The sequence below is a fragment of the Bradyrhizobium tropiciagri genome, assembly GCF_018130545.1.
In the GTDB taxonomy this organism is placed as follows: Bacteria; Pseudomonadota; Alphaproteobacteria; order Rhizobiales; family Xanthobacteraceae; genus Bradyrhizobium; species Bradyrhizobium tropiciagri_A.
In genome coordinates this window covers 806,326-826,041 of sequence record NZ_JAFCKF010000001.1, presented here as the reverse complement: position 1 = coordinate 826,041, position 19,716 = coordinate 806,326, and the positions used below count along the sequence as shown (strand labels likewise).

The window sequence follows — 19,716 nt, the reverse complement described above, 5'->3', positions numbered from 1 at the left end:
ATCAGGCAGCTTTCTGGGCACCGTTCGGCCGGATGCCGAGCAGGTGGCTGATCGCGAACACGAGGTCCGCGCGGTTCATGGTGTAGAAGTGGAAGGTGTCGACGCCGTGCTTGAACAGCTTCTGCACCTGGCCGGCGGCAACGGTGGCCGCGACCAGCTTGCGGGTCTCGGCGTCGTTGTCGAGGCCCTCGAATTTCTCGGCGAGCCAGTCCGGCACGCTGGTGCCGGCACGGGTGACGAAATTGCGGGCCTGCTTGAAATTGTGCATCGGCATGATGCCCGGCACGATCGGAATCTCGATGCCTGCCGCGCGCACCCGGTCGACATAGCGGTGATAGAGGTCGTTGTCGAAGAACACCTGGGTGATCGCGCGGGTCGCACCGGCGTCGACCTTGGCCTTCAGCGTGTCGATGTCGGCGTTGAAGTCGGCCGCTTCCGGGTGCTTCTCCGGATAGGCCGACACCGAGATCTCGATATCGGCGTGGCGCTTCTTGATCCCGGCGACGAGCTCGGCCGAGCTCTGGTAGCCGTCGGGATGGGTGAAGTAGGGCGTGCCGATGCCGCCGGGCGGATCGCCGCGCAGCGCCACGATGTGGCGGACGCCGACCTCATGGTAGCGGTCGACGATCTCGTCGATCTCGCTGCGCGAGGCGCTGACGCAGGTCAGATGCGCGGCCGGCAGCAGATCGGTCTCGCGCAGGATGCGGCTGATGGTGGAATGGGTGCGCTCGCGGGTCGAGCCGCCGGCGCCATAGGTCACCGAGACGAAGTTCGGCGTCAGCGGCGCCAGACGGTTGATGGTCTCCCAGAGATTGCGCTCCATCTCCTCGGTCTTCGGCGGGAAGAATTCGAAGGAGATTTTCGGCGCCTTGGGCGCGCGCTGGCCGTTCGGCAGGGAGGAAATGATCTCGGTCATGATACGCAAGGGCTCCGCAACTGGAGGGCAGACGTCCGGCCTGGATGTGGACGCCCTAAGATAGGCGAAACCGGTGGGCCAAAACAGCCCATCGGGTATGGGAAATTGCCCATTGTCGGCACAGAGATGAGAAAAATCGGCTGCGGGGCACGCGCGGTGGGCGACGAGGGGTTGATCGAGCTTGTTTATATCTAATTGAAATATATAGATTAAATATAAATCAGCCGGCTGGTAAGTCGCCAAGGAGAAATGTGGGCCAGGTAATCTTTCAATTAATCGGCTTGTTTCGTCCCAAAGCCCTTTTGCTCCTTTCACCAGCCTTCGGGTGCGGGACTGCTCTGCGCGGTCAGGGACTTTGTCGCCTCCTGACCTCACACTAGGTTGTCACCCATGATCCCGCTTTCTGTCCTCGACCTCTCCGTCGTCACCACAGGCACCAAGCCCGCCGCGGCGCTCCGCAACAGCATCGATTTGGCGCGCCATGTCGATGCTCTCGACTACACGCGCTATTGGCTCGCCGAGCACCACAACCTCGCCTCGGTCGCGAGCCCGGCGCCCGATTTGATGATCGGGCAGATCGCGGCGGTAACGCAGCACATCCGGGTCGGCTCCGGCGGCGTGATGCTGCCCAACCATGCGCCGCTCGTCGTCGCCGAGCGCTTCAAGATGCTGGAGGCGCTGTTTCCCGGCCGCATCGATCTCGGCCTTGGCCGCGCGCCCGGCACCGACGGCGCCACGGCTTACGCGCTGCGCAGCCGGCTCGATCGCCGCGAGGGCGACGATTTCCTCGAGCGGTTGCACGAGCTGACGCTGTGGGAGACGCGCGATTTCCCATCCGGCCACCCCTACAACAATGTGGTGGCGATGCCGGATGATTCGCCGCTGCCGCCGATCTGGCTGCTCGGCTCGAGCGATTATTCCGCCGAGCTCGCCGCCCAGGTCGGGATGGGCTTTGCGTTCGCGCATCATTTCGCCACTCACGACGCGATCGCGGCGATGACGAATTACCGCGCCCATTTCAAGCCGTCCGGCTGGCGCGCGACGCCGCAGTCGATCCTGGCGGTCGCTGTCGTCACGGCAGAGACCGACGCGGACGCCGAGCGGCTGGCGCTATCGATGGATCTCAACCGCCTGCGCCGCGACCGCGGCCAGTATCTGCCGCTGCCGAGCGTCGAGGAGGCCGAGGCCTATCCCTACACCGACGCCGAGCGGGCCTCGATCGCCCGCAACCGCGCGCGGCTGTTCGCCGGCAGCCCCGCAACCGTGATGACCAAGCTCCAGCCGCTGATCGCGGCGAGCCAGGCGGATGAGCTGATGGTGATCACCGCGGTCTACGACCACGCGGCGCGGAAGAAGTCCTACAGCCTGCTTGCCGAAGCGTTCGGGCTACAGAAGAGGGCCACCGCATAACGATCGTCGTCCCGGCGAAGGCCGGGACCCATACGCCGCGGCCCCAGTTGCTGCGCGAACTGGTTGTTGCTTTGCTGCCTACAAGCGCCGGTGGTTATGGGTCCCGGCCTTCGCCGGGACGGCGTTTGGGAGGATAGCGTTCGCTCGGCTCAGTCCTGCGTCTCGCTGAACGTGGCGCGGAACGGGTTGCCGGGATAGACGCCGAGGATGCGGAATTCGCGCGAGAAGAATTTAAGTTCCTCCAGCGCGAAGGCGAGCCCGCGGTCGTCGGGGTGGCCGTCGACATCGGCGTAGAATTGCGTGGCGAAGAAATTGCCGTCGACCATGTAGCTTTCGAGCTTGGTCATGTTGACGCCGTTGGTGGCAAAGCCGCCCAGCGCCTTGTAGAGCGCGGCGGGCAGATTGCGTACCCGGAAGACAAAACTGGTCACCAGCGGTCCCGAGTCCTGCGCGGCCCATTTGGCCTCGCGCGCCAGCACCACGAAGCGGGTGGTGTTGTGGGCTTCGTCCTCGATGTCCTCGGCGAGAATCTCGAGGCCATAGATATCAGCGGCGAGGCGCGAGGCGATCGCGGCCACGGTGCGGTCGCCGCGCTCGGAGACATCGCGGGCGCTGCCGGCGGTGTCGCCGGCGACGATCGGCTTGATGCCGAGCTTGCGGATGGTGCGCCGGCACTGGCCGAGCGCCTGGACATGGCTCTCCACGCTCTTGATGTCGGCGAGCTTGACGCCCTTGAGCGCCATCAGCTGGTGGCGGATCGGCAAGAACCATTCGCCGACGATGAACAGGCCGGAAGCCGGCAGCAGATGATGGATGTCGGCGACCCGGCCGGCGACCGAATTCTCGATCGGGATCATGCCGAGATCGGCCTCGCCCGAGGAGATCGCGGCCAGCGCGTCCTCGAAGGTCGGGCACGGCATCGGCTCGGCGTCGGGATAGGCCTCGACGATCGCGATGTGGGAATTGGCGCCAGGCTCGCCCTGGAACGCGATTTTCAGCTTCTTGGTCATGGGTTCTTTCCTGCGGGGCCTTTTAGCACCCGCTCAGGCCTTGGAAAGTATTCTGCGGGCGGTTTCGAGGTCCGCCGGGGTGTCGACGCCGCGCGGGACAGTGTCGACGATGGTGACGTCGATCCGCATCCCGGCTTCCAGCGCGCGCAGCTGCTCGAGTTTCTCCTGCAGCTCCAGCGGCGAGGGCGGCAGCTTCACGAACCGCTCCAGCGCGGCGCGCCGGTAGGCATAGAGGCCGATATGGTGGTAGCGCGGCCCGTCGCCGTGGGGCGCGGTGGCGCGGGTGAAATACAGCGCGCGCAATCGGTTGGCGCCGATCGGGGACCCGACCGCCTTGACCACGCTGGGGGCTCGATCCTCCTCCTCAGTATGAATCTGCGAGGCCAGGGTCGAGATATCCACGGCGGGATCGTCGAGCGCCGGCATCACGCTGCGGATGGTCTCCGGCGTGATGGTCGGGAAATCGCCCTGCAGATTGACCACGATCTCGGCGCGGCCGCCCGGGTCGAGGGTCATCATCGCTTCATAAATCCGGTCCGAGCCGGAGGGATGGTCGGAGCGGGTCATCACCACCTCGCCGCCCACCGCCTTCACTGCGGTTGCGATCTCGGCCGTATCGGTGGCGACCGCAACCCGGCCGATCCCGGCCGCCTCGGCCCGCCGCAGCACATGGGCGATCATCGGCAGGCCGGCGATATCGAGCAACGGTTTTCCCGGCAGTCGGGTCGCGGCCATGCGGGCCGGAATCAGCACCAAGGTACGAGATTGCGTCATTCGTATCGGGGCCCGTCCGGCCTGCGGAAATTGCCGGGGAGGAGGTTGAATTCGGCGCGTTTATACGGGTTGCCAGAGCGCGGGCAAACCGATATCTCAACCCTGCCTGGGGGAGGCACGAAACGTCGATTCCCGGGTCTTTCCCCGCGGCCGTATTCCCGGCCTGAAGTCGACATTCAAGGCCCGGAGCCTGACCGAAATGGACTCCTTCGAACTCAACAAAATCCTCGGTGCGGTTCTCGGCACCTGCATCGTCGTCCTGGTGCTGAGCTTTACCGCCGGATCGGTGTTTTCGGCCAAGATGCCCGAGAAGCCGGGTTTTGAGATCGCCGTGAAGGAAGAGTCCCACGGCGGTGGCGGCGAGGCCGCAGCCGCGCCGTCTGAGCCGATCGAGAAGCTGCTGCAGACCGCCTCCGTCGAGAAGGGCGCCGCGGCCGCCAAGAAGTGCCAGGCCTGCCATACCTTCGAAAAGGGTGGCCCCAACCGCGTCGGTCCGAACCTCTACGGTATCGTCAACGAGCCCCGCGGCGAAGGCCGCGGCTTCAACTTCTCGGCTGCGATGAAGGGCAAGGGCGGCACCTGGACTTTCGACGACCTCAACAAGTTCCTGACCAACCCCAAGGGCTTCATCCCGGGCACCGCGATGGGCTTCGCCGGCGTTCCGAAGGACAGCGAACGCGCCGACATCATCGCCTATCTGAATTCGAACTCGGAGCACCCGGCTCCGCTCCCGACCGCTTCGAAGTAACCATTTGCTTCGCGCAAGCATGCGGATGAAACGGCCAGGCAATGCCTGGCCGTTTTCGCATGGCGAATCCGTTGTCGCGGGGTTGTTATCGGGACGTTTCGCCGCACCGATATTGTTCCCGGGCCAATATCATGAGGAAAAAGCAACGTAATTTGTCGAACCGTTGCCTTATATTGGGTCCCATGTAACCGGGGCCGCAAGTAGGAAGACCGAATTTGGCGATCACCCGACGACACCTCCTTCAAGGCAGCGCACTGGCGGCAATCGCTCCGGCGCTCGGACTCAACTCCAGCCTGTCGGCGATCACGCCGGCGCTCGCCGACGACGCACCCAACGGGCTCAAATGGCGGCACGGCCTCTCGACATATGGCGAAATCAAATACCCGGCCGACTTCAAGCGCTACGACTATGTCAGTCCGGACGCGCCGAAGGGCGGCGTGGTGCGGCTGTTCCAGCCCGGCACCTATGACAGCTTCAACCTGGTCGTCGCCGGGTTGAAGGGAACGGTCTCGGCGGCCGTCAGCCGCATCTATGACTCGCTGATGGAAGCTTCGCTCGACGAGCCCGATACGTATTACGGCGAGCTCGCCGGGGCCGCGGCGTTTCCCGACGATTTCTCCTATGTGATCTACCGCCTGCGGCCCGGTTCACGCTGGCACGACGGCAAGCCGGTCACCCCTGAGGATGTGATCTTCTCCTTCGAGGCGTGGAAGGCGAACAGCCCGATGTTCAGCGCCTATTACCGGCATATCGAAAAGGCCGAGAAGATCGGCGATCGCGACATCAAGTTCACCTTCGACAGTCCGGGCAACCGCGAGCTGCCGATGATCACCGGCCAGCTCATTATCCTGCCCAAGCATTGGTGGGAAGGCACCGACCCGCAGGGCAAGAAGCGCGACATTACCGCGAGTACGCTTGAGCCACCGCTTGGATCGGGTCCCTACAAAATCAAGGAATTCGTCGCCGGACGATCGGTGGCGCTCGAACGCGTCAAGGATTATTGGGGCAAGGATATCCCGATTGCGATCGGACAGAACAATTTCGACGAGCTGCGCTACGAATATTTCCGCGACGATACCGTCGCGCGCGAGGCGTTGAAGGCCGACCAGTTCGATTGGTACGGCGAGCGCAGCGCGAAGGAATGGGCATCGGCCTACGACGTTCCGCCGGTGCGCGAGAAGCGACTGCTCAAGGAGCTGTTCACGGTCCGCAATCAAGGCCGGATGCAGGGCTGGGTGTTCAACCTGAGGCGCCCGAAATTCGCCGACGCCAGGCTGCGCCGCGCCTTCAACTACGCGTTCGATTTCGAAGAGATGAACCGCGTGCTCTCGACCGGCGACTATCACCGCGATTCCAGCTATTTCGACGGTATCCCCGATCTGATGGCGACCGGCCTGCCGGAAGGCAAGGAGCTCGAGATCCTGGAGACGGTGCGCGACAAGGTGCCGCCCGAAGTCTTCACGACGCCTTACAAGGATCCGGTCGGCGGCACGCCGGAGAACGTGCGTGCCAATCTGCGCGAGGCGACGCGGCTGTTGAAGGAAGCCGGTTTCGAGATCCGCGATCGCAAGCTGGTCGATTCGTCCGGCCAGCCGTTTACGGTCGAGATACTCGGTAACAGCGGCGATTCCGGCATGGAGCGAATTGCGCTGTTCTACAAACCGAGCCTGGAACGCCTCGGCATCACCGTCAATCTGCGCGCCGTCGACACCGTGCAGTACCAGAACCGGATCCGCGATTTCGATTTCGAGATGGTCACCCAGGTGTGGGGACAATCGATCTCGCCCGGCAATGAACAGCGCGACAATTTCGGCTCGCAGGCCGCCGACCGGCCGGGCTCCAACAATCTCCCCGGCATCAAGAATCCGGCCGTCGATGCCATCATCGAGCGCATCATCTTCGCCAACAGCCGCGCCGATCAGGTCGCCGCTGCCAAGGCGCTGGACCGGGTCTTGCTCTGGAACTTCTATCTCGTTCCACACTTCAATTACGACAAGCAGCGCTATGTGTACTGGGATCGCTTCAGCCATCCCGATCCGCTGCCGAAATATGGTGTTTCGGGATTCCCAAATCTTTGGTGGTACGACGCCGACAAGGCGGCCAAGCTCAAGCGTTCATAAGATCGAAGGATTCGCGCATGGCGCTGTTTACCCGTCGGCACGCACTCGGTCTCGGCATCGGTGCGTTGAGTGCTGCCGGCTTGCGTGTCGCACCGGCGGCGGCCGATAACGGCACTGAGATGCACGGCATGTCGGTGTTCGGTGATCTGAAATACCCGGCGGATTTCCAGATCTTCGAATACGTCAATGCGAAAGCGCCGAAGGGCGGCGCCTTCTCGGTGATCCCGTGGGTGCGCGCCTACAACCAGTCCTACTACACCTTCAACTCGCTGAACGCCTATGTCCTGAAGGGCGAGGGCGCTCAAGGCATGGACATGACGTTTGCGACCCTGATGTCGCGCGCCAATGACGAGCCTGACGCGATGTACGGATTTGCCGCGAAGTCGGTGCAAATCTCGCCGGACAAGTTGACCTACCGCTTCACCATGCGCCCCGAGGCGCGCTTCCATGACGGTTCGAAGCTGACCGCGCAGGACGTCGCCTTCTCGCTCAATATGCTGAAGGAGAAAGGTCATCCGCTGATCCAGGTGCAGCTGCGCGACTTCGTCAAGGCCGAGGCGCCCGATGACGCGACCGTAGTCGTGACCTTCGCGGAGGGGCGCGCGCGTGACGTGCCGCTCTACGTCGCGAGCCTGCCGATTTTTTCCAGGGCCTACTACGCGACGCGATCGTTCGAGGAATCGACGCTCGATGCGCCGCTCGGCTCGGGGCCGTACAAGGTAGGCCGGTACGAGGTCAACCGTTATGTCGAATACGATCGCGTCAAGGACTGGTGGGGCGCCGAGCTTCCGGTCAATCGCGGCAGCTACAATTTCGATACCGTGCGTTATGAATTCTATCGCGATCGCGACGTGGCGTTTGAGGGCTTCACCTCGAAGAGCTATTTGTTCCGCGAGGAGTTCACCGCGCGCGTCTGGGCGACACGCTACGATTTCCCCGCGGTCAAGGACGGTCGGGTCAAGCGCGAGACGCTGCCCGACGATACGCCGTCCGGCGCGCAAGGTTGGTTCATCAACATGCGCCGCGACAAGTTCAAGGATCCGCGCGTGCGCGAGGCGTTGATCTACGCTTTCGATTTCGAGTGGACCAACAAGACCATCATGTACGATGCGTATGCGCGCACCGTCTCACCGTTCCAGAACTCGGACATGGTGGCGAACGGGCCGCCGCCACCCGAGGAGCTCGCGCTGCTCGAGCCGTTCCGCGGCCAGGTGCCTGACGAGGTGTTCGGCTTGCCGTTCGTGCCGCCGATGTCTGACGGCTCCGGACAGGACCGTGCGCTGCTGCGCAAGGCCGTGCAACTGCTCAACGACGCCGGCTGCGTCATCAAGGACGGCAAGCGTATTTTGCCGAACGGCCAGCCACTCACCATCGAATTCCTCAACGACGAGCCGTCGCTGCAACCGCATCATGGACCCTACATCAAGAATCTCGGCACGCTCGGCATCGAAGCGACATTCCGTCTGGTCGACGCTGTGCAATACAGAGCCCGTGTCGAAGACTTTGATTTCGACCTAACCATGCAGCGCTTCAGCTCGTCGGCGACGCCGGGCGACAGCATGCGGCCCTTCTTCTCGTCGCAGGCAGCCAAGACCAAGGGCTCATACAATCTTGCGGGAATCGCCAATCCAGCGATCGATGCGCTGATCGAGAAGATCATCGGCGCCAACAATCGGCAGGAGCTGACGGTCGCTTGCCGCGCGTTCGACCGTGTGTTCCGTGCCGGCCGCTACTGGGTGCCGCAATGGTACCGTAACACGCATCCGATCGCCTATTGGGATCAGTTCGGTCATACCGAGAAGCTCGCCAAATATACCCAGGGCGTCGGTGCGCCGGAGAACTGGTGGTATGAAGCAGCGAAGGCCGCGAAGCTCGAGCAGGCGAAGTAGCCGATGAGCGCCTATATCGCCCGACGTATCCTGCTGATGCTGCCGACGCTGCTCGGCATCCTGTTCGTCTCCTTCGTGGTCGTGCAGTTTGCTCCCGGCGGTCCGGTCGAGCGCGTCATCGCGCAGCTCAACGGCGCCGACACAGGCGGCACCTCGCGCGTCTCGGGCGGCGGCGGTGATTTCGGCGCGCAGCGCGGCCAGGGAGCGGGCGCCGGCGCGGCCGTCAATTCGAAGTACCGGGGCGCGCAAGGGCTCGATCCTGACTTCATCAAGAAGCTCGAGGTGCAGTTCGGCTTCGACAAACCCGCGCCGGAGCGGTTTGCGCTGATGGTGTGGAATTTCGCGCGGTTCGATTTCGGCAACAGCTATTTCCGCAGCGTCAGCGTGCTCCAGCTGATCAAGGAAAAGCTGCCGGTCTCGATGTCGCTCGGCATCTGGATGACGCTGCTGACCTATCTGATCTCGATTCCGCTCGGCATCCGCAAGGCGGTGAAGGACGGCTCCAGGTTCGACACCTGGACCTCGGCGGTGATCATCATCGGCTTTGCGATCCCGGGCTTCCTGTTCGCGATCCTGCTGATCGTGCTGTTTGCCGGCGGCTCGTTCCTCAACATCTTCCCGCTGCGCGGCCTGACGTCGGACGGCTGGGCCCAGTTCCCCTGGTACTGGAAGATCATCGATTACTTCTGGCATCTGACGCTGCCGCTGATCTCGATGGCGCTCGGCGCCTTCGCCACCATGACGCTGTTGACCAAGAACTCGTTTCTCGACGAGATTCGCAAGCAATACGTGATGACCGCGCGTGCAAAGGGCTGCAGCGAGCGCCAGGTGCTGTACGGCCACGTCTTCCGCAACGCCATGCTGATCGTGATCGCGGGCTTCCCGGGCGCGTTCATCCACGCGTTCTTCTCGGGCTCGCTGCTGATCGAGACCATCTTCTCGCTCGACGGGCTTGGCCTGCTCGGCTTCGAGAGCGTCCTGAACCGCGACTATCCGGTGGTGTTCGGAACGCTGTTCATCTTCTCGCTGGTCGGATTGGTGGTCAATCTGATCTCCGATCTGGCCTATATGTGGATCGATCCTCGGATCGACTTCGAGGCGCGGGAGGTGTGATGGCAATGCTCGCGCCCCAGCCGGTCGAGACCACGACGCAATCGCCGCTCGGCGAGGCGGTGCCCGCCACCCGCCACGGGTTTTCGCCGTCGCCGCTGAACAAGCGGCGCTGGCAGAACTTCAAGGCCAACCGCCGTGGTTACTGGTCGTTCTGGATCTTCCTCGTGCTGTTCGTGGCCTCGCTGTTTGCCAATTTCATCGCCAACGACAAGCCGCTGGTCGTCAAATATGACGGCAAGCTCTACTGGCCGGTGGTGTTCACTTACGCCGAGACCACCTTCGGCGGCGACTTCGAGACCGCGGCCGACTATCGCGATCCCTATTTGCAGAAGCAGATCGCCGCCAAGGGCGGCAGCATGATCTGGCCGCCGATCCGCTACTCCTACGACAGCCGCAACCTCGATCCGCCGACCGCGGTGCCGTCGAAGCCGACCTGGCTGCTGACCGAAAAGCAGTGCGCGGATGTAGTGAAGCGGAAAGGCCTGACCGGCTGCCGCGACCTCGAATACAACTGGCTCGGCACCGACGATCAGGGTCGCGACGTGGTGGCGCGGCTGATCTACGGCTTCCGCATCTCGGTGCTGTTCGGCCTGACGCTGACCATCCTGTCCTCGATCATCGGTATCGCGGCCGGCGGTGTGCAGGGCTATTTCGGCGGCTGGACCGATCTGATCTTCCAGCGGCTGATCGAGATCTGGACCGCGATCCCCTCGCTCTATCTGCTGCTGATCATCTCGGCGGTGCTGCCGCCCGGCTTCTTCATCCTGCTCGGCATCCTGCTGCTGTTTTCTTGGGTCTCGCTGGTCGGCCTCGTCCGCGCCGAATTCCTGCGCGGCCGCAATTTCGAATACATCCAGGCGGCGCGCGCGCTCGGCGTTTCCAACGGCGTCATCATGTTCCGCCATTTGTTGCCGAACGCGATGGTCGCGACTATGACGTTCCTGCCCTTCATCGTCTCGTCCTCGGTGATGACGCTGACGGCGCTGGATTTCCTCGGTTTCGGCCTGCCGCCCGGTTCGCCCTCGCTCGGTGAATTGCTGTCGCAGGGCAAGGCCAATGTGCAGGCGCCGTGGCTCGGCCTCACCGGCTTCTTCTCGGTCGCGATCATGCTGTCGCTGCTGATCTTCATCGGCGAAGCCGCGCGCGACGCCTTCGATCCGCGCAAGACGTTCTCGAAGGGCTGACGCATGGACGCGATCAACCAGCCTCTGCTCGATGTCCGCGACCTCTCGGTCGCCTTCGGCCGCTCGCTTGCCGTCGACGGCATCTCGTTCTCGATCAAGCGGGGCGAGTGCGTCGCGTTGGTCGGTGAATCCGGTTCGGGAAAATCCGTCAGCGCGCTGTCGGTGTTGAAGTTGCTGCCTTACCCCACGGCATCGCATCCCTCCGGCGCAATCCGTTTCCGCGGCCGCGATCTCTTGACCGCGTCCGACCAGGAGATGCGCGAGGTCCGCGGTAACGACATCTCGATCATCTTCCAGGAGCCGATGACCTCGCTCAATCCGCTCCAGACCATCGAGACCCAGATCGGCGAGATACTGTCGCTGCACCAGGGCATCGGTGGCGCGGCGGCGCGGGCGCGGACGCTGGAATTGCTCGGCCAGGTCGGCATCCCGGAGCCTGAGACCCGGCTGAAGAGCTATCCGCACCAATTGTCCGGTGGCCAGCGCCAGCGCGTGATGATCGCGATGGCGCTCGCCAACGAGCCTGATCTGTTGATCGCGGACGAGCCGACCACGGCGCTCGACGTCACCGTGCAGGCGCAGATCCTGGCACTGCTGGCCGAGATCCGCGCACGGCTCGGTATGAGCCTGCTGTTCATCACCCACGATCTCGGCATCGTGCGCCGCATCGCCGACACAGTCTGCGTGATGAACAGCGGCAAGATCGTCGAGCAGGGTCCGGTCGAGCAGGTCTTCACCGCCCCGCAGCACGCCTATACCAAGGCGCTGCTGGCGGCCGAGCCGAAGCCCGATCCGGCGCCGCCGCAGCCGGGTGCGCCGGTCGTGATGTCGGCGGACAATCTCAAGGTCTGGTTTTCGATCAAACGCGGGCTGTTGCGCTCGACCGTCGGCCACATCAAGGCGGTCGATGGCGTCAGCCTCGCGGTGCGCAAGGGCGAGACGCTCGGCGTGGTCGGCGAATCCGGTTCCGGCAAGACCACGCTCGGCCTCGCGCTGCTCCGGCTGATCTCCTCCGATGGCCCGATCGTGTTCCTCGGCAACGACATCCAGGGCCTGCGCTTCAAGCAGATGCGGCCGTTCCGCCGCGACATGCAGATCGTGTTCCAGGATCCGTTCGGCTCGCTCAGCCCGCGCATGTCGGTCGCCGACATCATCGCCGAGGGCCTCGAGGTGCACCAGAAGCAGCTGTCGCGCGAGGAGCGCGAGGCGCGGGTGATCAAGGCCATGAAGGATGTCGGCCTCGATCCCGACTGGCGCTTCCGCTATCCGCATGAATTCTCCGGCGGCCAGCGCCAGCGCATCTCGATCGCGCGCGCGGTGGTGCTGGAGCCGAATTTCGTGGTGCTGGACGAGCCGACCTCGGCGCTCGACATGCTGCTGCAGGCTCAGATGGTCGATCTGTTGCGCGACCTGCAGCGCAAGCGCGACCTCACCTACATGTTCATCTCGCACGATCTGCGCGTGGTGGCCTCGCTCGCGAGCCATCTGATCGTGATGAAATCCGGCAAGGTCGAGGAGGAGGGGCCGGCCTCCGAGCTGTTCAAGAACCCGAAGAGTGACTACACCCGCGCGCTGTTCGCCGCCGCGTTCCGCATCGAAGCGGCCGGTGATGGGTCGGTGGCGACGTAGTCACCGCGTATCATTCCGGGGCGCGCCAACGGGTCGCGCGAAGGCGCGCCCGATGACAGGCTCCGCGCGAGCCCGGAATCCATCAGGCCGCAGATTCTGACGATGAATGGATTCCGGGCTCGGCACTCCGCGCCGCCCCGGAATGACGGGCTCACAGCCGTTTGATCGCCACGACATCGCTGCCGGCAGCCTTGATCCTTGCAATCGCGGCCTGCGTGTTCTCCACGACTGTTGCCATGTGATGCGCATTGGCGTGCACGATCGTTGTCGCATCGCGGGCGATGGCGACATGGCCCTTCCAGAAAATCAGGTCGCCGCGCTGCAGGTGCTTCGATTCCGCTGAAGTCAGTTCGCGGCCGAGTCCGTCCTGCTGCATGTCGCTGTCGCGCGGGCAGCCGGTACCGGCCGCCGTCAGCGCGATTTGCACCAGGCCGGAGCAATCGATGCCAAGGCTCGACTTGCCGCCCCAGAGATAGGGCGTGCCGACGAATTGCTCGGCGATCCCGACGAAATCCGCTGCCATCGCGTCGAGCGGCGCGAGGTGCTGGCGCGGCAGATGCCAGCCTTCTCGGGTCACGGCGAAAGCGCCGTCCTCGCGGAGGATCGCGAGCTTGGTCCCCATCGCCAGCGCCTCGACCGGCGGCAGCTTGATCGACGGTCCCGGAAACGCCAGCGTGCGCAGCGCCGTCACCTTGTGCGTCGGTGCGGCGCCGGGCGCCGTCAGCGCGGCCTCGGGTAACCAGCCGACATAGCCGTCATCGGCCAATTGGCCCCAGGCCCAGCCTTCGCCGTTGCGATCATAGATCGTGACGCGCTCGCCGCGCAGTGCCTGCGTCATCTGCTCGGCATCGCTTGCCGGCGCCCGGCGCAGCGGCGCGATCGCATCAACCACCTCGAACAGCGTGCCTTCGACGAAGCGCGCGGCCGTGACCTTGCCCTCGAGATATTTCGCGGCGAGGTCGGCGCGGGCCGGCGTCAATCTGGCATCATGCATAGCGCTGGCTCAGCAATTTGTAGATCGCACGCGCCGCCTGGCACTCGCCGCCTTCGGGGCGTCCGGGCTTTGCCGACGGCGTCCAGCCGTAGATGTCGACATGCAGCCAGCTCCGCGCGTGCTCGACAAAGCGCTGCAGGAACAGCGCGCAGGTGATCGAGCCCGCGAAGCCGCCCGACGGCGCGTTGGTGATATCGGCGGTCTTGGAGTCGAGCCAGGCATCGTAGGCCGGCCACAGCGGCAGCCGCCACAACGGGTCGTTCTCGCTCTTCGCATGAGCCGCGACGTCACCGGCGAGCGCCTCGTCGTTGGTGTAGAACGGCGGCAGATCCGGGCCCAGCGCCACACGCGCCGCGCCGGTCAGCGTGCCCAGATCGACCAGCAGATCCGGCGTCTCCTCGTCGGCCAGCGCCAGTGCGTCGGCAAGCACCAGCCGTCCCTCGGCGTCGGTATTGCCGATCTCCACCGTGATGCCTTTGCGCGACTTGAAGATGTCGAGCGGACGGAACGCATTGCCGGCAACCGCGTTCTCGACCGCCGGGATCAGCACGCGCAGCCGCACTTTTAGCTTGGCGTCCATCACCATCTGCGCGAGCGCCAGCACATTGGCGGCGCCGCCCATGTCCTTCTTCATCAGCAGCATGCCGCTCGACGGCTTGAGGTCGAGCCCGCCGGTGTCGAAGCAGACGCCCTTGCCGACCAGCGTCACCTTCGGATGCGCCGGATCGCCCCAGCAGAGCTCGATCAGCCGCGGTGCGCGCGTCGAGGCCATGCCGACGGCGTGGATCAGCGGAAAATTCTGCGCGAGCTCGTCGCCCTCGATGCAATTGAAGGCGGCGCCGAACCGGCTGGCGAGATCGCGCGCCACCTCGGCGAGCTCGGCCGGGCCCATGTCGTTGGACGGCGTGTTGATGAGGTCGCGCGCCAGCGCCGCGGCATCCGCCATCCGTGCAATCTCGTCGGCGTCGATGCCGTCAGGCGGCACCAGGCGGACCTCGGGAGCCTTGTTCTTGCGATAGCGGCCGAAGCGGTAGCAGCCGAGCGCGAAGGCGAGCGCGGCGAGCCGCGTGTCATGCGGCGCGTTGGCAAAGCGGTAGACGCCCGGCGGCAACAGGCCGGGCAGGGCGCCGGGCCGGAACGGGTCGCGCGCCTTGTGGTCTGTGTCCTCGAGGCCGAACAGTACCTGCGCGATGCCGCCATCGGCCGCCGGCAGGACCAGGAGTTTTCCCGGCTTGGCCTCGAAGCGGTTGGCCTCGGCGAACTGGCGCGCCGGCGCCGGCAGCTCGTTGCGGACCGCATCCCATGTCGCCTTGGTGACGAAGGTGATCGGCGTGACGGCGGTCGTGGGGGCGGTCTCGAACACGGATGGCATGCGGCTCTCGGCTGTTCTGGCGTCGTGGTTGGTGACTAACACGCCTTTCGCGGCGGATGGTAGCGCGGCCGCGGTCCACACGACCTGCAGGATTGGAACCTTCACGCCGGTCGCCTGTGCCGCCAGTTAACCAGACGTTAGGGTTAACAGTCTATTGCTGGCACGCTCGGTTGCAGCCATTCGCCCGATTTCGTGAGTCACAGTGCCATGCGTCGACAGTCTCATTTGAGCCGGCATCTCGCTTCCGCAGCCCTTGTGGCGGTCCTCGCCGCAGGGCTCGGCGGTTGCCAGACCATGTCCGACGTGACGGGATCGATCGCGTCCCGCTCGGACCCCACGCCGGCCACGCCCGATGATCCGCGCCGCGCCGCCGAGGTCTATGGCGAGCGCTATCGCAAGAACCCCAAGGATACCGAGGCAGCCATCGCCTATGGCCAGGCGCTGCGCATGACCGGACAGCGCTCGCAGGCCTGCGCGGTGCTGGAGCAGGCGACCATCGCCAACCCCGGCAACAAGGCGCTGCTCGCCGCCTATGGCCGGGCGCTCGCCGACAACGGCAATGCGCAGGCCGCATTCGACGTGCTGAGCCGCGCGCACAGCCCGGACAATCCGGACTGGCGGATCCTGTCGGTGCAGGGAACCACGCTCGACAAATTGAACCGGCACGACGAAGCGCGGCGCTACTACGCCAGCGCGCTGCGGCTGGCCCCGGACGAGCCATCGGTGCTGTCCAATCTCGGCCTGTCCTACATGCTGACCAAGGAATTGCCGAAGGCAGAAGAGACGCTGCGCCAGGCCTATGCCAGCGCCCGCGCCGACACCAGGATCCGGCAGAACCTTGCGCTCGTGGTCGGCCTGCAGGGCCGCTTCGCGGAGGCCGAGACGATCGTCAAGGCGGATCTGCCGGCAGACGAGGCTGCGGCCAACGTCGCCTATCTCCGCGACATGCTGAACCGCAAGGATGGGCCGAAGACCGCGTCGCGCGCCGCACCTGTCGTTGCCAAGGGCGACTAACGCCACCTCTCGCAGCTTCGCGATACCCGTACTCTCATACGCACAAAGAGAAACGCCCGGCAATGCCGGGCGTTCTCGTATGCGCAGTCACGCAAACTCAGTGCATGGTGGCGATCTTGATGTAGGACGGCCCGAGGATCACGATGAACAGGCAGGGCAGGAAGAACAGGATCATCGGCACGGTCAGCTTGGGCGGCAGCGCCGCTGCTTTCTTCTCGGCCTCGTTCATGCGCATGTCGCGATTTTCCTGCGCCATCACGCGCAGGCTCTGGCCGAGCGGGGTGCCGTAGCGTTCGGACTGCTGCAACGCCATGCACACCGACTTCACGCCATCGAGCCCGGTGCGGCGCGCCAGGTTCTCATAGGCGGATTTCCGGTCCTGCAGATAGGACAGCTCCGCGGTGGTCAGCGCGAATTCCTCCGACAGCGCGATCGACTGCCCGACGATCTCGTTGGCGACCTTGCGGAACGCGACCTCGACCGACATGCCGGACTCGATACAGATCAGCAGCAAGTCGAGCGAATCGGGGAAGGCGCGCTTGATCTGGAGCTGGCGCTTGGAGATCGCATTCTTCAGGAACAGCATCGGCGCCTGCAGGCCGGCATAGGCCGCGCCGACGCAAATGCCGATCTTGAGCGTGAGCGACCAGTTCGCGCCGGCGATGAAGAACGTATAGATGATTGCGCCGAGCAGCATCACGATCGGCGTCACCGCGCGGGCGAACAGGAAGGTGACGTAGGGAGCGTGGCCGCGATAGCCCGCCATCACCAGCTTCTCGAGAGCGGCTTCCTGGGCCAGCCATTTGGAGAGGTTGAGGTCGTCCACCACCCTGGAGACGACCTGCTTCGGCGTCTGCCGCAGTGCCACCTTCTCCGTCTTGGAGAGACGGTCGCGCTCGCGCTGCCGGAGCCGCTCGCGCTCGCTGGCGACCGCCTTCATGCGCTTGTTGAGATCGCCGCCGGCGAGCAGCGGCATCACCAGCGTGTAGACCGTCGCGCTTGCCGCGAAGAAGGCAAGCAGCATGGTCATGAACCTGACGTCGTGAAGCTTGGCGACCAGAAAATCAATCATGCTGCACCGTCAGAAATCGAAATTGATCATCTTCTTCATCACCAAGACGCCGCATGTCATCCAGAGGGCGCAGGCGACCAGCATCAGCTGTCCCATCGAGTTGGTCCAGAGCAGGGCGATGTAGTCCGGCGTCGTCAGGAACACGAGGATCATCACGATCGGCGGCAGCGAGCCGATGATGCCGGCGGAAGCCTTCGCTTCCATCGACATCGCCTGGATCTTCTCGGCCATCTTCTTGCGGTCACGCAGCACCCGCGACAGGTTACCGAGCGCTTCCGACAGATTGCCGCCGGACTTCTGCTGGATCGCGATCACGATGCCGAAGAAGTTCGCCTCCGGCAGCGGCATGCGTTCATAGAGCCGGGCGCAGGCCTCGCCGAGCGGCATGCCGATCGCCTGGGTCTCGATGATCGCGAGAAACTCGCTGCGCAGTGGCTCCGGCGCGTCGTTGACCACAGCCTTGAGCGATTCGAACAGCGGCAGGCCGGCCTTGATGCCGCGCACGATGACGTCGACGGCATCGGGCAGCGCTTTCAGGAAAGCCTTCTCCCGACGCTTCTTTAGGAAGCCGAGCAACCAGCGCAGCAGGCCGAGACCCATGGCAAAGCCGATGCCGGCCGCGCCGAGCAGGCCGCCGCCGATCATGAACGCGATGCCGAAGCCGAACAGGCCGAGGGCGCCGGAGATCATCCAGAATTTCTGCTCGGACCATTCCAGCCCGGCCTGCGAGATGCGCACGCCGAGCGGGACTTTCTTGTCCTTCTGCCGGCGCGCCTCGAGCTCCTTCAATGATCCTTCGACCTGCTCGCGGCGCGAGCGCTGCGTGCGGTCGGCCGTCCGGTTCGTCGAAGGTTCGCTGCGCGCCACCGATGCGCGGCGCGACTCGGCCTTCTTCTCCCCCGAGAGGTAGGGATACAGGAACACCCAGGCGAGGCCGCCCACGGTGGTGGCGGCGAGAAACGCGAGGGCAAGGATCTGCATCTGCATCCTGCGTCTCCCTAGGCCGGCGGCGGCGAGTCGGAGGCGTCCAACGCCGCCGCAAGCCGCTTCTCTTCATTGTAGTAGCGCGCACGTTCCCAGAAGCGCGGCCGGCCGATGCCGGTCGAGCGGTGCTTGCCGATGATCTTGCCGTTGGCGTCTTCCCCGACCACGTCGTAGAGGAAGATATCCTGGGTGATGATGGTGTCGCCTTCCATGCCCATCACCTCGGTGATGTGCGTGATGCGGCGCGAACCGTCGCGCAGGCGCGCGGCCTGCACGATGATGTCGACCGAGGCGCAGATCATCTCGCGAATGGTCCGCGAAGGAAGCGAAAAGCCGCCCATGGTGATCATGGATTCGCAGCGCGACAGCGCCTCGCGCGGATTGTTGGCGTGCAGCGTGCCCATCGAGCCGTCATGGCCCGTGTTCATCGCCTGCAACAGGTCGAACGCCTCGGGTCCGCGGACTTCGCCGACGATGATCCGCTCGGGGCGCATACGCAGGCAGTTGCGCACCAGTTCGCGCATCGTCACCTGGCCTTCGCCTTCGATGTTCGGCGGCCGGGTTTCCAGTCGCACCACGTGCGGCTGCTGCAGCTGGAGTTCGGCGGCGTCTTCGCAGGTGATGACGCGCTCGTCGTGCTCGATATAGTTGGTCAGGCAGTTCAGCAGCGTGGTCTTGCCCGAGCCGGTGCCGCCCGAGATGATCACATTGCAGCGGACCCGGCCGATGATCTGCAGGATGGTCGCCCCTTCCGGCGTGATGGCGCCGAACTTGACGAGCTGCTCCAGCGTCAGCTTGTCCTTCTTGAATTTGCGGATGGTGAGTGCGGGGCCGTCGATCGCCAGCGGCGGCACGATGGCGTTGACGCGCGAGCCGTCGGCGAGGCGGGCGTCGCAGATCGGCGAGGATTCGTCGACGCGCCGGCCGACCTGGCTGACGATGCGCTGGCAGATGTTGAGCAGCTGCTGGTTGTCGCGAAAGCGGATTCCGGTGCGCTGGATCTTGCCGGCGACTTCGATGAACACGGTGCCCGCGCCGTTGACCATGATGTCGGCGATGTCGTCGCGCGACAGCAACGGCTCGAGCGGGCCGTAGCCGAGCACGTCGTTGCAGATGTCGTCGAGCAGCTCTTCCTGCTCGGCGATCGACATCACGATGTTCTTGATCGCGATGATCTCGTTGACGATGTCGCGGATTTCCTCGCGCGCCGACTCGCTGTCCAGCTTGGCAAGCTGGGCCAGGTCGATCGCCTCGATCAGGGCGCCGAAGATCGTCGCCTTGACCTGGTAGTAATTGTCCGAGCGGCGCGCCTCGGCAGCGGGAGCGGGCGGCGGCTTGCTCGGTGCCAGCGGTGGCGACGAGATCGCCGGTGCCGCGGACTCGCGCGGCATGGTCGACGTGCCGGCAGGCTCCGGCGTCTGAAAAGCGGGCTTGGGTGCCCGCACGTCCCCATCGTTTCCGCTACGCTTACCAAACACGACGTCTTG

The 19,716-nt window shown here is 64.7% G+C and carries 16 protein-coding genes; 8 read left to right on the top strand and 8 right to left on the bottom strand.

Annotation, left to right across the window (positions count from 1 at the left end):
• Position 1 precedes the first annotated feature (1 nt).
• Positions 2-916, bottom strand: a complete 915-nt coding sequence (gene metF / locus JQ616_RS04045) for a methylenetetrahydrofolate reductase [NAD(P)H] (protein WP_212012391.1) — start codon at positions 914-916, stop codon at positions 2-4.
• Between the two features lie 390 nt (positions 917-1,306).
• Here metF and JQ616_RS04040 point away from each other — a divergent pair, with 390 nt between their 5' ends.
• Complete coding sequence (locus tag JQ616_RS04040) at positions 1,307-2,326, top strand: LLM class flavin-dependent oxidoreductase (protein ID WP_212012390.1); 1,020 nt, start codon at positions 1,307-1,309, stop codon at positions 2,324-2,326.
• Positions 2,327-2,475: 149 nt separating this feature from the next.
• Here the strand turns inward: JQ616_RS04040 and JQ616_RS04035 are convergent, their stop codons facing one another.
• Both JQ616_RS04035 and JQ616_RS04030 read right to left on the bottom strand, forming a co-directional pair.
• A complete protein-coding gene (locus JQ616_RS04035) occupies positions 2,476-3,336 on the bottom strand; it encodes a prephenate dehydratase (protein ID WP_212012388.1) in 861 nt (286 codons plus the stop codon).
• A gap of 33 nt (positions 3,337-3,369) precedes the next feature.
• The gene (locus JQ616_RS04030; RefSeq protein WP_212012386.1) at positions 3,370-4,110 is read right to left on the bottom strand and encodes a 3-deoxy-manno-octulosonate cytidylyltransferase; all 741 of its coding nucleotides are present in this window, start codon (positions 4,108-4,110) and stop codon (positions 3,370-3,372) included.
• A 199-nt stretch (positions 4,111-4,309) separates the two neighbouring features.
• Between JQ616_RS04030 and JQ616_RS04025 the strand changes: the two genes are divergently transcribed.
• The 6 genes from JQ616_RS04025 (at position 4,310) to JQ616_RS04000 (ending at position 12,793) form a co-directional block, all read left to right on the top strand.
• A complete protein-coding gene (locus JQ616_RS04025; protein ID WP_212012384.1) occupies positions 4,310-4,858 on the top strand; it encodes a c-type cytochrome in 549 nt (182 codons plus the stop codon).
• 215 nt (positions 4,859-5,073) lie between these two features.
• On the top strand, positions 5,074-6,978 hold the full coding sequence (locus JQ616_RS04020; protein WP_212012382.1) for an extracellular solute-binding protein: 1,905 nt from the start codon (positions 5,074-5,076) through the stop codon (positions 6,976-6,978).
• A 17-nt stretch (positions 6,979-6,995) separates the two neighbouring features.
• On the top strand, positions 6,996-8,867 hold the full coding sequence (locus JQ616_RS04015; protein ID WP_212012380.1) for an extracellular solute-binding protein: 1,872 nt from the start codon (positions 6,996-6,998) through the stop codon (positions 8,865-8,867).
• A gap of 3 nt (positions 8,868-8,870) precedes the next feature.
• Positions 8,871-9,980 (top strand): microcin C ABC transporter permease YejB, encoded by a 1,110-nt coding sequence (locus tag JQ616_RS04010; RefSeq protein WP_212012378.1) that lies wholly within the window; start codon positions 8,871-8,873, stop codon positions 9,978-9,980.
• A complete protein-coding gene (locus tag JQ616_RS04005) occupies positions 9,980-11,164 on the top strand; it encodes an ABC transporter permease (protein ID WP_212012376.1) in 1,185 nt (394 codons plus the stop codon). The genes JQ616_RS04010 and JQ616_RS04005 overlap by 1 nt, the downstream gene beginning before the upstream one ends.
• A 3-nt stretch (positions 11,165-11,167) precedes the next feature.
• Positions 11,168-12,793, top strand: a complete 1,626-nt coding sequence (locus JQ616_RS04000) for an ABC transporter ATP-binding protein (RefSeq protein WP_212012375.1) — start codon at positions 11,168-11,170, stop codon at positions 12,791-12,793.
• A 151-nt stretch (positions 12,794-12,944) separates the two neighbouring features.
• On the opposite strand, the gene JQ616_RS03995 is transcribed toward JQ616_RS04000, so the two are convergent.
• Both JQ616_RS03995 and JQ616_RS03990 read right to left on the bottom strand, forming a co-directional pair.
• A complete protein-coding gene (locus tag JQ616_RS03995; protein WP_212012373.1) occupies positions 12,945-13,787 on the bottom strand; it encodes a C40 family peptidase in 843 nt (280 codons plus the stop codon).
• Positions 13,780-15,159, bottom strand: a complete 1,380-nt coding sequence (locus tag JQ616_RS03990; RefSeq protein WP_212013137.1) for a leucyl aminopeptidase family protein — start codon at positions 15,157-15,159, stop codon at positions 13,780-13,782. The genes JQ616_RS03995 and JQ616_RS03990 overlap by 8 nt, the downstream gene beginning before the upstream one ends.
• Before the next feature lie 207 nt (positions 15,160-15,366).
• Between JQ616_RS03990 and JQ616_RS03985 the strand changes: the two genes are divergently transcribed.
• Positions 15,367-16,173, top strand: coding sequence for a tetratricopeptide repeat protein (locus JQ616_RS03985; RefSeq protein ID WP_212012371.1), 807 nt, complete (start codon positions 15,367-15,369; stop codon positions 16,171-16,173).
• 97 nt (positions 16,174-16,270) lie between these two features.
• Here JQ616_RS03985 and JQ616_RS03980 read toward each other — a convergent pair whose 3' ends face one another.
• From JQ616_RS03980 to JQ616_RS03970, 3 genes are read right to left on the bottom strand one after another with little or no spacing between them, the layout of a single operon-like run.
• Positions 16,271-17,245, bottom strand: a complete 975-nt coding sequence (locus JQ616_RS03980) for a type II secretion system F family protein (RefSeq protein ID WP_212012369.1) — start codon at positions 17,243-17,245, stop codon at positions 16,271-16,273.
• Between the two features lie 9 nt (positions 17,246-17,254).
• Entirely contained in the window at positions 17,255-18,232 is a 978-nt protein-coding gene (locus JQ616_RS03975; protein ID WP_212012367.1) for a type II secretion system F family protein, read from the bottom strand.
• Between the two features lie 11 nt (positions 18,233-18,243).
• Positions 18,244-19,707, bottom strand: a complete 1,464-nt coding sequence (locus JQ616_RS03970) for a CpaF family protein (protein ID WP_212012365.1) — start codon at positions 19,705-19,707, stop codon at positions 18,244-18,246.
• Positions 19,708-19,716 lie beyond the last annotated feature (9 nt).

Excerpts from the sequence above, each read along its gene's own strand:
- JQ616_RS04040 (WP_212012390.1), top strand. The coding sequence starts at position 1,307 with ATGATCCCGCTTTCTGTCCTCGACCTCTCCGTCGTCACCACAGGCACC.
- JQ616_RS04015 (WP_212012380.1), top strand. The coding sequence starts at position 6,996 with ATGGCGCTGTTTACCCGTCGGCACGCACTCGGTCTCGGCATCGGTGCG.
- JQ616_RS03975 (WP_212012367.1), bottom strand. The coding sequence starts at position 18,232 with ATGCAGATGCAGATCCTTGCCCTCGCGTTTCTCGCCGCCACCACCGTG.
- metF (WP_212012391.1), bottom strand. The coding sequence starts at position 916 with ATGACCGAGATCATTTCCTCCCTGCCGAACGGCCAGCGCGCGCCCAAG.
- JQ616_RS04010 (WP_212012378.1), top strand. The coding sequence starts at position 8,871 with ATGAGCGCCTATATCGCCCGACGTATCCTGCTGATGCTGCCGACGCTG.
- JQ616_RS03985 (WP_212012371.1), top strand. The coding sequence starts at position 15,367 with ATGCGTCGACAGTCTCATTTGAGCCGGCATCTCGCTTCCGCAGCCCTT.
- JQ616_RS04025 (WP_212012384.1), top strand. The coding sequence starts at position 4,310 with ATGGACTCCTTCGAACTCAACAAAATCCTCGGTGCGGTTCTCGGCACC.
- JQ616_RS04030 (WP_212012386.1), bottom strand. The coding sequence starts at position 4,110 with ATGACGCAATCTCGTACCTTGGTGCTGATTCCGGCCCGCATGGCCGCG.
- JQ616_RS03995 (WP_212012373.1), bottom strand. The coding sequence starts at position 13,787 with ATGCATGATGCCAGATTGACGCCGGCCCGCGCCGACCTCGCCGCGAAA.
- JQ616_RS03980 (WP_212012369.1), bottom strand. The coding sequence starts at position 17,245 with ATGATTGATTTTCTGGTCGCCAAGCTTCACGACGTCAGGTTCATGACC.
- JQ616_RS03990 (WP_212013137.1), bottom strand. The coding sequence starts at position 15,159 with ATGCCATCCGTGTTCGAGACCGCCCCCACGACCGCCGTCACGCCGATC.
- JQ616_RS04035 (WP_212012388.1), bottom strand. The coding sequence starts at position 3,336 with ATGACCAAGAAGCTGAAAATCGCGTTCCAGGGCGAGCCTGGCGCCAAT.
- JQ616_RS04000 (WP_212012375.1), top strand. The coding sequence starts at position 11,168 with ATGGACGCGATCAACCAGCCTCTGCTCGATGTCCGCGACCTCTCGGTC.
- JQ616_RS04005 (WP_212012376.1), top strand. The coding sequence starts at position 9,980 with ATGGCAATGCTCGCGCCCCAGCCGGTCGAGACCACGACGCAATCGCCG.